We start from the raw sequence: 12932 nt of genomic DNA on the forward strand, positions 1-12932 counted from the left end.
ACAATCCCCCACCATTCAACAAAACCCCCAATTAATCTACAAAAAATTCCAAGAAAACATTTACTTTACCAATTGACAATGGATAAGTTTGGATGGTATCATCTGAATTGTGAGCAAGGGTCTTTGACACAACCTCACTTCATTTGATGACGAAGGGAATGTTAGTGCATGCAAGGTAAAGTAAAATGGTTCAACGCAGAAAAAGGTTACGGTTTCATTGAAACTGAAGACGGCGGCGACGTATTCGTACATTTCTCCGCAATTCAATCCGAAGGATTCAAAACTTTGGAAGAAGGTCAATCCGTAGAATTCGACATCGTCGAAGGCGCGCGTGGACCGCAAGCAGCTAACGTAATCAAATTATAATCATCCGGACAATCCGACCTACATATATGGTTAGATGGTTACCAATTGAATTATCGCTAGCATCAGACTCCGGTTTTTCCGGGGTCTTTTTTTGTTTAATAGATTCGAGATTTGAGGATCAGTTGAGGTCAATATTCGTAGGAGTCTGGCAGATACAACAGGTAAATTAATTTTCATTTTACAGAATAGATTGAAGGAGCTCGGAAACGGTTAATTACATCATCAAGCGCCTATTAAGACAATCCATGTTAATGAATGATTATGCCTCAAAATGGAGAAATATCGCGAAATATGGCGGTAAGCCTATGTTGGCAGATGTGACTTGAACAGATGTCATTATTCGGTCACCTGGAGTTTTTACATGGCGCTTACATTCGTGTTATAATGAAGTGGCAAAGGAAAAGGAGGAGTGCCCTATGAATTTAAGTATTCGAGGTCAACAAATCGAGGTTACCGATGCTTTGAAGGATTATGTCGACAAAAAGTTGAGTAGACTCGAGAAGTATTTCGATGCACCCCTTAACTCTGACGGTGCTGTTACATTGAGCACGACGAGAGGCTTGCATACGGTAGAAGTGACGATCCCTTTGAAAGGCTTTGTGCTCCGCGCCGAGGATGAGAGTGACGATATGTACGCTTCCATTGACTCCGTGGTAGACAAGTTGGAACGCCAGATCCGTAAACACAAAACGAAAATTAACCGTAAGTTCCGCCAGGAAGGCAGCCTGAAAACGCTCTTCGTGGAAGATCCGACAGGCACAGTGGCTACTGCTGAACTGGATACGGAAACGGATGACGATGATTTGGAAGTGGTTCGGACGAAACGGTTTATGTTGAAACCGATGGACGTGGAAGAAGCCATTCTCCAAATGAACATGGTTGGCCATAATTTCTTCGTATTCTCCAACATTGAGAATGAAGAAGTTAGCGTTGTGTACAAACGGAATGATGGAAAATACGGTTTGATCGAACAAGGTTAATGGATTGATGATAATACCTAGCCTAGTTTTAATGACTGAATCTATGAATGACTAAACCTATGTTTGAAAAGAAAAAGTGATTACTTAATGATAACGAATAATGACAGGGACACAATGCTTCCTGTATTGGAATTGAAAAACTAACAAGAGCCTCCATCCTTTATGGGATGGGGCTCTTTGGCGCGCGGCGGGGGCTGGAAAAAAGTCGCTAAAGCAAGATTGTGAAACTATTTCCCATGCTGCTGCGTCTAATAGATAGTAGAAATGCGATAGATCCGTGGAAAGGATATACTAAATTTTCATAGCACGAAGATGTCAGGGCAGATATAATTCTCAGATGTATTCTTTTTCTCTATATTGAGATTTTCATCCAAATTTACCACCAAACTTCGTTAACATGGCTTATCTTTCTGGCAAATGAAACGGCATAATTTAAGGCTTCCGCTAACGACTATGATTTTTTGCACTTATTCTCCTTCCGAGAGGCGTCAGAAGTTCAAAGAAGTGTACCGTGGCTTGTTGCGGGGACCCTTACAAACTGTTACAATTTATACAAAGAGAATCATTGTCCTGATGAGGAATTGTCAACGAATGATCACTAATCATAATCAATGACAGGCACAGCACCATGAACATGATTCATAAGGCTCGGTATTCGGTTGTTTCTAATAACCGGATCCGGATGAATTACCGAATCAGCTTCATGAAGGAACCTTGGCAAGCCTGGAGTTGATTCACTTATATTATTTATATCGTTTGTCACCCCCGGGCAAGTGGATACATATCCATCCGATGGTGTCGCGTGGCGGCAGCAGGGGGTCTATTCTGTTTTGCACGAAAGGGGTATACCATGCTAGGACTTGTCAAAAAGATCTTCGGCGACATGAACGAACGTGATGTTAAACGTCTGATGAAGACAGTCGATGTGATCAATAAACTGGAACCACAATTTCAGGCTCTGTCTGATGAACAACTGAAATCCAAAACGGATGAATTCCGTGCCCGCATTGAAAAGGGAGAAACCACGGACGAACTTCTTCCAGAGGCATTTGCAACCGTACGTGAGGCATCTCGCCGTGTACTGGGCAAACGTCACTATGACGTACAGATGCTCGGAGGCATTGCCTTGCATGAAGGCCGGATTTCAGAGATGAAAACGGGTGAAGGTAAGACACTGGTAGGAACGCTCCCGGTATACCTGAATGCATTGATGTCCAAAGGTGTACACGTGGTAACGGTCAATGATTATTTGGCTCAACGGGATAGCCAGGAAATGGGACAAATTTATGAATTCCTGGGCATGACGGTAGGGGTTAACCTGAGCGGTATGGACCATGCGTTGAAGCAACATGCTTATGCATGTGATATTACGTACGGAACGAATAACGAATTCGGTTTTGACTATTTGCGTGACAATATGGTGTTGTACAAAGAGCAGATGGTACAGCGTCCATTGTTCTTCTGTATCATTGATGAAGTGGACTCCATTCTGGTCGATGAGGCACGTACACCTCTGATCATTTCCGGACAAGCTCAGAAATCGACAGATCTGTACTATGCAGCTGATCGTTTTGTGAAACGTCTGGTTCCGGAAGAAGACTTTACGGTGGACATCAAGGTGAAATCCGTAGCGTTGACTGAAGCTGGTGTGGCGAAGGCGGAGAAAGCGTTTGGTATCGAAAACTTGTATGATCATGCCAATGTTACGCTCAACCATCACATCGTACAGGGATTGAAAGCCAACGTAATCATGCGCCGTGACGTCGATTATGTGGTGAGTGATGAGGAAGTACTGATCGTCGATGAGTTCACTGGCCGTCTGATGGCAGGCCGTCGTTATAGCGATGGATTGCACCAGGCGATTGAAGCCAAAGAAGGCATTGAAGTACAGAACGAGAGCATGACACTTGCTACGATTACATTCCAGAACTATTTCCGGATGTACCGCAAGCTTGCGGGAATGACGGGTACAGCGAAGACTGAGGAAGAAGAGTTCAAAAAAATCTATGGTCTTGAAGTATTGCAAATTCCAACCAACCGTCCGAATAAACGGAATGATATGGCTGATGTGGTGTACAAGAGCATCGACGGCAAGTTCAAAGCGGTTGTGGAAGAAATCGTGGAACGTCACAGCAAGAACCAGCCGGTTCTGGTTGGTACGGTATCGATTGAGAACTCCGAGCGTCTTTCGGACATGCTGAAACGCCGTGGAATCAGACACCAGGTACTGAATGCCAAGTACCACGCTGAAGAAGCGGAAATCATCTCAGGTGCAGGCCAAGCAGGCGCGGTGACGATTGCAACCAACATGGCTGGACGGGGTACAGATATTATCCTGGGCGAAGGTGTTGCTGAAGTGGGCGGTCTTCACATCATTGGTACAGAGCGTCACGAATCTCGCCGGATTGATAACCAGCTGCGCGGACGTGCAGGACGTCAGGGTGACCCAGGTTCCACACAGTTCTACCTGTCACTGGGTGATGAGCTAATGAGACGTTTCGGTGCAGATAATGTACTGAACATGATGGAGCGTCTTGGTTTTGAAGAAGACCAACCAATTGAGAGCCGGATGATTACCCGTGCGGTAGAGTCGGCACAAAAACGGGTTGAAGGTAATAACTTTGACGTACGTAAAGTCGTTCTCCAATATGATGATGTCATGAACCAACAACGTGAAATTATATATAAACAGCGCCGCGAGGTGCTTGAGTCCGAGAATATCAAACAGATCGTTATGGATATGATCAAACCTTCCATTGAACGTATCGTGGAAGCTCATTGCAGTGACGATATTCCAGAAAACTGGGAACTGCAGGAAGTCGCCGACTACATGAACAGCAAATTGCTGGATGAAGGTTCCGTAACGAAGGATGATCTGTGGGGCAAGGAAGCCGAAGAGATTATCGATTATCTGTTTGAGAAAGTTCAGAACAAGTACAATGCGCGTGAAGAGCGAATCGGTGAAGAGATGGTTCGTGAGTTCGAGAAAGTGGTTGTGCTCCGTGCAGTAGATAGCAAATGGATGGATCACATTGATGCGATGGATCAATTGCGTCAAGGTATCCACCTTCGTGCCTACGGCGGTACAGATCCGCTGCGTGAGTACCAGTTCGAAGGCTTCGAAATGTTCCATCAGATGATTGCTTCGATCCAGGAAGAAGTGGCAACCTATGTGATGAGAGCGCAAATCGAGAGCAATCAGGAGCGTCAGGCGGTTGTGGACGAAAGTCAAATCTCAACTAGCGGCGAACCTACGGAGAAACGTCCGGTAAAAGTGTCTGACCAGATCGGACGTAACGACCCATGTCCATGTGGCAGCGGCAAAAAGTTCAAACACTGTCACGGTCAAGAGTAGTCAAACGACTCTCATATATTACCCTGCGTATAAGTTGGATCTGAATTTTTTACACCATAACGGAGAGTGCAGAAGCAATCTGGAGAAGCGAAGCGTTCGCATTTATCACCGGATTTTTCCCTTGTGAAAGGGAATCAAGAAAATCTGGGGATAAGAGCGATCGGAAGATGCTACTGTAATTGGAGTGGTAAGGTGTAACGAATGCTGGATCAACTTAAATAGAATGACATGAACGGCTCCTTGCGGCCGGGTATTCTAAATGATCAAGTGAAGGATGCACAACCTGTCATTGGTGCATAGTTATAACTATGGGACCATGTTCATGGAGAAGAGGATTGCCGATATAAAGGTAACCTGGACTCCAAGGTGAAACATCGGATACTTGATCTTAAGGAATGCCCTGGATGCGGGGAGCTTATCTTAATGAAAAGAGGAATTGCACATGATCGATCCAAGCGTGAAGCAGGACCTGCGTGAAATAGGCAAGAAACTAACAAATCTTAGGGGGTCTCTTTGACTTAGATCTGAAGCAAGAGATGATCGAGAACTTCGAAGTGAAGATGTCTGCCCCGGATTTCTGGGATGATAATGATAAGGCGCAATCCGTAATCGCCGAGCTAAACGCAGTGAAGGGATCTGTGGACCAGTATACCAAGCTGCAGCAGGATTATGACGATGCGGTCATGATGGCAGAACTAGCTGATGAAGAAGGCGATGATGATCTTGCTGTGGAAATCGCCAACAGTGTGACGGCCATCGTGAGCAAGGTAGAAGAGTTCGAGCTACAGCTTCTCCTGAATCAGCCGTATGACAAGATGAATGCCATTCTCGAGCTTCACCCGGGTGCTGGGGGTACCGAGTCACAGGACTGGGGACAGATGCTGATGCGGATGTATACACGCTGGGCCGAGAAACGTGGCTTCAAAGTTGAGGTGCTGGATTATCTGGCAGGAGATGAAGCAGGAATCAAGAGTGTCACGTTATCCATCAAGGGGCACAACGCTTATGGGTATCTGAAAGCTGAGAAGGGTGTTCACCGGTTGGTGCGGATCTCACCTTTTGACTCCTCAGGGCGTCGGCATACTTCCTTTGTATCTTGTGATGTGGTGCCTGAGATTGATGACACGATTGAATTGGACATTCGAACAGAAGATCTCAAGATTGATACCTATCGTGCGAGTGGCGCGGGTGGACAGCATATCAATACCACCGACTCAGCCGTACGGATTACTCACCTTCCAACAGGTGTGGTTGTAACGTGTCAGAATGAACGTTCACAGATCAAGAACCGTGAGCGAGCGATGACGATGCTTCGTTCCAAATTGTATGAACGTAAAATTGAAGAACAAAAACAACAGCTGGACGAAATCCGAGGAGAACAGTCGGATATTGCGTGGGGTAGCCAGATTCGCTCCTATGTATTCCATCCCTATAGTATGGTAAAGGATCACCGTACGAGCGTGGAGACTGGAAACACAGGAGCAGTTATGGATGGCGACCTCGATGGATTCATCGATGGTTATTTGCGCAGCCAGATTAAAGTAGATACCGATTAATCAAAAGTTCCTGTATAGACCCGATACGTGTAGGCGTATGCTGGTGTATACAGGGGCTTTTTTTTGAGCATATATACAAAAAAAGGAGAGCACGATGACATGCAGCAGCAACAGCATTTACACAATAATCGCAAAAAGAGGTGGACCACCCTCATCCCCCTGAACGGCCCCTGGAGAAATGTTGTGGATACCGCATCCATCATTTTAGGTTCGTTTTTGATTGCCGTGGCCTTTAATTTATTCTTACTTCCAAACCAGATTGCGTCAGGCGGAGTATCCGGGTTATCGATATTGGGCAAACATTGGCTGGGGCTTGAACCGGCATATACCCAGTGGGCCATTAATATTCCGCTTCTGATCGCAGGTTTTCTCCTGATTGGCAAGCAGTATGGTATCCGTTCAGTGCTTGGCAGTATTGTGCTTCCACTGTTTGTCTATCTCACGAAAGACTGGGCTATTCCAACAACGAATCCGCTGCTCGGTTCTCTTTATGGAGGAATTGGGGTTGGACTTGGTATTGGGATTGTATACAGGGGGAGAGGTTCAACAGGAGGCATGAGCATCCTCGCCAGAATCGTGCAAAAATACAGTGGACTGAGTTACTCTCTTTGCGTCGTGATTATGGATGCTACAGTCATCATTATGGCTGCCTTTGTATTGTCATTGGAGCAGTCGCTTTATGCGCTGATTGGGTTGTATGTTACGGGGAAAGTCATTGATGCCGTCGAGATGGGATTGGGGTACTCCAAGGTGGCGTACATTATCTCTAACCAGATCGAACCGATTACGAAGGTGATTCTCGAAGATCTGGATCGCGGATTAACGAAGCTGGAGGCAAAAGGTGGATACACTGACGATCAGCGAACCGTACTGATGGTTGTGGTTGGGCAAAATGAGGTGCCGCGACTGAAAGCATTAATCCGGTCGGTAGACCCCGGGGCTTTTGTCATCATTAGTAATGCGCATGAAGTGCTCGGCGAAGGGTTTAAGCGCGAACACACGTAAGCACACGTGCCACAAGTATATTCCATGAATCATCTATATAGAAAAAAAGCAGGGAGCGTCTCAGCCAGATCTGGCGAGGGTGTCCCTGCTTTTATATTGAAATTACCTATAGCGACAATTAAATTGAAATCTTATCGATGGACGTTATGGACAGTAAAAATCACCGAATAACATGAATCGGCAGATTGTCTGTTCAGTCTACAACGCTTCTGCTATTACAAAATCGGAGACAGCAGTCGAGATATGGCCTCTTTGAAGCGAATTTTCAGACTACGATTGTTGTATTCCTCCAGCGTCATCTCACGGGATACAAGAAGATCATGCTCAAACGTCTGCACAAGTGCAGTCGCAATCGCTTCGTCATACATAAAAGCATTGACCTCAAAGTTCAGTCGGAAGCTGCGGTAATCAATATTAGCCGTTCCCACAGATGCGACCATACTGTCGATAATAAGCGTTTTGGCATGAATGAAGCCATTATCGTAGATGAATACGGTAGCGCCCACTTTTAATAACTCACCGATATAAGATAGCGTAGCCCAATATACGAAGGCGTGATCCGGTTTATTGGGAATCATAATGCGAACATCAATCCCTGACAGGCACGCAAGACGAATGGCTTCGAATACACTGGCATCCGGGATAAAATAAGGCGTCTGAATCAGAATGGAGTGTTTGGCTCCATTGATCATCTTCAGATAACTATTCTTGATGTGCTCTGTCTCTGCATCCGGTCCGCTGGACACAATCTGCATGGCCGTTGTTCCTGTCCCCTCAATATGAGGGAAATGCGCCGGAACATACGGAGTATCATGCTGTTTGGACGCTTCATTCCAATCCAGAAGAAAACGGGTCTGAAGCGCATGAACAGCGTTCCCCTGAATACGCAAATGAGTATCTCGCCAGTATCCGAACTTGGAGTTCAAACCAAGATATTCATCTCCTACATTAAACCCGCCTGTATATCCGAGGTTACCGTCAATGATGACAATTTTACGATGATTTCGATAGTTCATACGCAAGTTGATCAGACTGAATTTGGATGGGAAAAAGACTTCAACCAGGCCACCTGCTTCGCGCAACTCTTTGAAAAAGCGTTTGGATACCCGCCGCGATCCCAGCGCGTCATATAGCAGACGAACCTTGACGCCTTCCCGCGCTTTGCGGATGAGTGCATCCCGGATTCTTTTGCCGAGTCGGTCACCTCTATAAATGTAATATTGCACATGAACATGATCCTTCGCTGCCTCGATATCATCGAGTAATCGCTGGAATTTGTCTGTCCCGTCGGTAATAATCTCGACCGCATTGTCTTCAGTCAGTAGAGCATCGTTCTGCTTCAGGTTCATATAGATCATGTCCTGACTGCTCTCTGTCGCTTGGTTACGGAACGGTGTCCGATTGTCGTGCAGCTGTTCAAGCTGGCTAGCAATACGTTCTTCAAGCCCGAGTTTCTTGCGCTCTTTCCACTGGAAAAGCCGGTAGCGCGTCAGATTTTGCCCTGTTAATAGATAGAGTACAAACCCGAACACCGGAATAAAGTTCAAGACGAGCAGCCAGGCCCAGGATGCACTCGCATCCTTTCGTTCGAAGAAGACGACCGCCGCAGCGAAAATAATATTCAGGCCCAGGAGTACAACAAGTAAAATGGATTCGATATGCACTGTAGTCCCCCATGTTTCATAATGACCATCATGAATCCATTCATAAACCCTTCCTCGTGTAGATTGATTATGAATTAGACCCTGGTTGTAATGTTTCCTATAATACGTATTTTAGCAGAAGTATCCCGGTTCGTCCGCAGATGTTGGAAAGATATGTTCGGGAGCCATAAGAATCCATGTGAAATTGATGAGAGAGTGTTGTATTTATATAACTAGAGTCGTATAATAATACACAAATATGCATAGAAGCGACGGAATTGCTGTATGAAGGCTCATTGAGAGCAGGAGAACAGTATGAGTAGCGCATACAACGAGATTGGGGGAGCGAGAGTGAATAACAAATTAAAAGTGGCAATCGTCGGTTCCACCGGCTACGGCGGGGTGGAGCTGATTCGTTTTTTCCAGAACCATCCGCAGGTTGAAATTACTTCGGTAATCTCTTCATCCAGCAGTGGTGAGTCCATCGCAGATGGATTCCCGCATTTGACGGACGTGATTCATAGGCCGCTCGACGGAGTAGACCCGGCTGAGATCGCAAGTCGTGCAGATCTGGTGTTCACAGCAACCCCGTCTGGTGTAAGCGCGAAACTCGTTCCGAGCCTGCTTGAAGCAGGTCTTAAAGTCATTGATCTGTCTGGAGATTTCAGACTCAAGGATGGAACGGTGTATGAGGAGTGGTATAAACACCCGGCACCATCTGCTTCATTGCTGGAACAGGCGGTATACGGCATGGCAGAGGTGTATGGAGACGAAGTGAAGGGCAAAAGCTTTATTTCCAACCCAGGCTGTTACCCGACGGCTACGTTACTCGGCTTGATTCCAGCTGTTGAGGCGGGATGGATTGATCCTTCCAGTATCATCATTGATGCCAAATCCGGTGTATCGGGTGCGGGGCGGGGAACAAGTCTGACGAATCATTATGCAGAAATGAATGAGAATTTCAAAGTATACAAACTCAATAAACATCAGCATATTCCTGAAATTGAGCAAGTGCTGGGCAATATCATTGGAACTCCAGTCACAGTAACATTCACAACGCAGCTGGTGCCGATGACGCGTGGGATCATGAGTACGATGTATGCCAAACTAACTGGCGAACACAGTGACCGTGAAATCATTGATCTGTATCGCAAATATTATGAGAATCGGCCTTTCGTGCGTGTGCGTGAGCCGGGGATCTGGCCTTCAACCAAGGAAGTGTACGGATCGAACTATTGTGATATCGGATTTGCCGCTGACCCTCGTACAGGTCGTTTGACGATCATTTCGGTTATTGACAACCTGGTGAAAGGTGCATCCGGGCAAGCGATTCAAAATATGAACCTGATGATGGGATGGGAGGAGAACCTCGGGCTGAACATGACGCCGGTATATCCGTAAGGATTGGTTTGGTGGAAGAGCGTGCAGACGTCATTCCGGAACCAGCTAAGGAGAATCGGATCAAGCTAAGCGAGCGGATCATCGGCATGCAGCCGAACGCATAACGGGGGATAACATATGGGAACGAATGTGGAGCAAAAGGCTTTTACGATAGTTGAGAACGGAACGATTGTAACCCCGCGCGGGTTTACTGCTGGCGGACTGCATTGTGGTTTGAAAAAAACATCTCGCAACGACATCGGAGCGATCCGCTGTGACGTTCCAGCTACCGCTGCCGCGGTGTATACAACGAACGTGTTCCAGGCTGCGCCTCTGAAAGTCACACGTGAGAGCTTGAGCAATGGACGCCTTCAGGCAGTCATCGTGAACAGCGGCAACGCCAATGCGTGTACCGGGCAACAAGGCGAAGAGGATGCCTACGCCATGCGTACGGCGGCTGCGCGTGAATTGGGTGTAGCGGAAGAGGATGTTGCTGTCGCTTCCACAGGTGTCATTGGTGAATTGCTGAAGATGGACGCTGTGCACTCGGGGATTAGCGGCCTTCCGGCACACATGGGCAAGGAAGAAGAAGAAGCGGAGCATTTTTCCCAAGCTATTCTGACAACCGATTTGGTGAAAAAAGAAGCCTGCGTCGCCGTTGAAGTGAACGGCAAAACGATTACGATTGCAGGTGCCGCCAAGGGATCGGGGATGATTCATCCGAATATGGCGACCATGCTGGCCTTTATGACCTCAGATGCGGTCATTGGCGCAGAAGCGTTGCAGCGCCTGCTACGCCAGGCGACCAACCATACCTTCAACATGATTACAGTGGATGGAGATACAAGCACAAACGACATGCTTGTAGCGATGTCCAGTGGTCTGGCAGGCAATGAAGAGCTGACTGTGGAACACCCGGATTGGGAAGCTTTTGCTGCCGGATTTACTTATGTGTGCGAAGTGCTTGCCAAAGCCATTGCGCGTGATGGCGAAGGAGCGACGAAGCTGGTTGAGGTACAGGTAACAGGTGCAGTAAGTGATGAATCCGCGCAAGCGATTGCGAAGACCGTTATTGGTTCCAGTCTGGTGAAATCCGCCATGTTTGGCGCGGATGCCAACTGGGGACGAATTATTGCAGCCGTAGGGCGCGCAGGACAGCCGGTGAACCCGGAGACGGTTGATATCCGTCTGGGAGAGATTTCTGTACTTGCACAATCTCGTCCGGTCTTATTTGACGAAGAAGCAGCGTTGGCCTACTTGCAGACGGATACCGTACGCATTGGGGTCGATCTGCACCACGGCGAGGGAACAGCCATCGCTTGGGGCTGTGACCTGACGTATGACTATGTACGAATTAACGCGGCATACCGCACGTAATAGGCAACTATTTATATTTACACGTTAACGGAGAATGCAGAACCAATCTGAAGAAGCGTAGCGTGCGCCTTTATCCCCGGATTTTACCCTTTTTAAAAAGGGATCAATAAAATCTGGGGATAAGAGCGATCGAAAGATGGTACTGCAGTCGAAGTGGTCGAGTGTAACGATCCATAGTTCATTATACGAAATACGAAAGGAGTGCCCTCATGAATTCAACATTGCAAAATGAAAGTACCGGAACTGAATCTGGAGCTGAGAAGCAGACGTTTGTCATGAAATGCGGAGGCAGCACCCTGGCGGCATTGCCTGAATCCTTTTTTGCAGATCTGCGTGACTTGCAGTCCCAAGGGACTCAGCCTGTCATCGTGCATGGCGGCGGCCCTGCGATCTCGGATAATTTGGCGAAGCTGGGCATTGAGACCGAGTTTGTGAACGGATTGCGTAAAACAACGGAACCCGTACTGGATGTCGTGGAGATGGTTCTTGCGGGGAGTATTAACAAACAGATCGTACGCCTGATCCAACGTGTTGGTGGACGTGCGCTGGGCTTGTCGGGTGTGGACGGTGGTTTGATCCAGGCGAAACCGGTTAGCAACCACGCAGAGATCGGTTGGGTAGGTGACGTAACAGGCGTTAACGCGGAGATTATTCAAGGTATCGTAAACATGGGCTATATGCCAGTTATTGCGCCAGTTGGTGTGGATGCATCAGGCCAACGTTATAACATCAACGCAGATACAGCTGCAGGTGCGGTAGCTTCCCATCTCGGGGTGAGCCGAATGATCGTGGTGACTGATGTTCCTGGCATCATGAAGACCGTAGGCGGCGAGAAAAAAGTACTGCCATCCGTCTCGGTTCAGGAGATTGAGGATATGATCCAAACTGGAGAAATCTACGGCGGCATGATTCCAAAGGTGCGTGCAGCCATCGCTTGTATTCACGGCAAAGTGCGTGAGGTCGTCATCGTAGACGGCAGCGAACCACAGATCCTGAGCCGTGTGCTTGGCGGAGAAACGATCGGAACCCGAATTATGCGTATGCAGTAAGGCGATTTTGTAATAACCGAATTTGTAATAACCGAATTTGTAATAACAGAGTAATCAACATGATGTACAAGGCTTTTCTATATAAGAAAAACAAACATTACACAATAACGTAGAGGACAGAAATAACCTGAAGAAGCGAAGCTAAAAGCTTTCTGAAAGAAAGCTGCTTCAAAAGCATATGCTGCGCCTTTATCCCCGGATTTTACCCTCTATAAAGGGAT

9 protein-coding genes are annotated in these 12932 nt (G+C 47.1%); 8 read left to right on the forward strand and 1 reads right to left on the reverse strand.

Annotated features, from left to right (window positions below; all coding sequences use genetic code 11):
* Window positions 1-168 precede the first annotated feature (168 nt).
* The 5 genes from ACFTRD_RS23735 to ACFTRD_RS23755 all read left to right on the forward strand — a co-directional run bounded on the left by ACFTRD_RS23735 (window position 169) and on the right by ACFTRD_RS23755 (window position 7262).
* Complete coding sequence (locus ACFTRD_RS23735; RefSeq protein ID WP_024631599.1) at window positions 169-366, forward strand: cold shock domain-containing protein; 198 nt, start codon at window positions 169-171, stop codon at window positions 364-366.
* A gap of 416 nt (window positions 367-782) precedes the next feature.
* Window positions 783-1346, forward strand: coding sequence for a ribosome hibernation-promoting factor, HPF/YfiA family (hpf, locus tag ACFTRD_RS23740; RefSeq protein WP_192271217.1), 564 nt, complete (start codon window positions 783-785; stop codon window positions 1344-1346).
* Window positions 1347-2196: 850 nt separating this feature from the next.
* A complete protein-coding gene (secA, locus tag ACFTRD_RS23745) occupies window positions 2197-4701 on the forward strand; it encodes a preprotein translocase subunit SecA (protein WP_379384321.1) in 2505 nt (834 codons plus the stop codon).
* A gap of 442 nt (window positions 4702-5143) precedes the next feature.
* Window positions 5144-6257, forward strand: a protein-coding gene (gene prfB, locus ACFTRD_RS23750) for a peptide chain release factor 2 (RefSeq protein ID WP_247899578.1) whose coding sequence is annotated in 2 segments (ribosomal slippage) — window positions 5144-5215 and window positions 5217-6257 — 1113 coding nt in all. Because the reading frame shifts where the segments join, the coding sequence is not laid out codon by codon here.
* A gap of 99 nt (window positions 6258-6356) precedes the next feature.
* The gene (locus tag ACFTRD_RS23755) at window positions 6357-7262 is read left to right on the forward strand and encodes a YitT family protein (protein ID WP_379384324.1); all 906 of its coding nucleotides are present in this window, start codon (window positions 6357-6359) and stop codon (window positions 7260-7262) included.
* A gap of 215 nt (window positions 7263-7477) precedes the next feature.
* Here ACFTRD_RS23755 and cls read toward each other — a convergent pair whose 3' ends face one another.
* On the reverse strand, window positions 7478-8926 hold the full coding sequence (cls, locus tag ACFTRD_RS23760; protein WP_379384325.1) for a cardiolipin synthase: 1449 nt from the start codon (window positions 8924-8926) through the stop codon (window positions 7478-7480).
* 330 nt (window positions 8927-9256) lie between these two features.
* Here cls and argC point away from each other — a divergent pair, with 330 nt between their 5' ends.
* The 3 genes from argC to argB all read left to right on the forward strand — a co-directional run bounded on the left by argC (window position 9257) and on the right by argB (window position 12711).
* Window positions 9257-10306, forward strand: a complete 1050-nt coding sequence (gene argC, locus ACFTRD_RS23765; protein WP_192271207.1) for an N-acetyl-gamma-glutamyl-phosphate reductase — start codon at window positions 9257-9259, stop codon at window positions 10304-10306.
* Between the two features lie 117 nt (window positions 10307-10423).
* Window positions 10424-11662 (forward strand): bifunctional glutamate N-acetyltransferase/amino-acid acetyltransferase ArgJ, encoded by a 1239-nt coding sequence (gene argJ, locus ACFTRD_RS23770; protein WP_379384327.1) that lies wholly within the window; start codon window positions 10424-10426, stop codon window positions 11660-11662.
* A gap of 209 nt (window positions 11663-11871) precedes the next feature.
* Complete coding sequence (gene argB, locus ACFTRD_RS23775; protein WP_379384329.1) at window positions 11872-12711, forward strand: acetylglutamate kinase; 840 nt, start codon at window positions 11872-11874, stop codon at window positions 12709-12711.
* Window positions 12712-12932 lie beyond the last annotated feature (221 nt).

The sequence above is a fragment of the Paenibacillus sp. NPDC056933 genome, assembly GCF_042674385.1.
Classification (GTDB): Bacteria; Bacillota; Bacilli; order Paenibacillales; family Paenibacillaceae; genus Paenibacillus.

Excerpts from the sequence above, each read along its gene's own strand:
- ACFTRD_RS23735 (WP_024631599.1), top strand. The coding sequence starts at position 169 with ATGCAAGGTAAAGTAAAATGGTTCAACGCAGAAAAAGGTTACGGTTTC.
- hpf (WP_192271217.1), top strand. The coding sequence starts at position 783 with ATGAATTTAAGTATTCGAGGTCAACAAATCGAGGTTACCGATGCTTTG.
- secA (WP_379384321.1), top strand. The coding sequence starts at position 2,197 with ATGCTAGGACTTGTCAAAAAGATCTTCGGCGACATGAACGAACGTGAT.
- ACFTRD_RS23755 (WP_379384324.1), top strand. The coding sequence starts at position 6,357 with ATGCAGCAGCAACAGCATTTACACAATAATCGCAAAAAGAGGTGGACC.
- argJ (WP_379384327.1), top strand. The coding sequence starts at position 10,424 with ATGGGAACGAATGTGGAGCAAAAGGCTTTTACGATAGTTGAGAACGGA.
- argB (WP_379384329.1), top strand. The coding sequence starts at position 11,872 with ATGAATTCAACATTGCAAAATGAAAGTACCGGAACTGAATCTGGAGCT.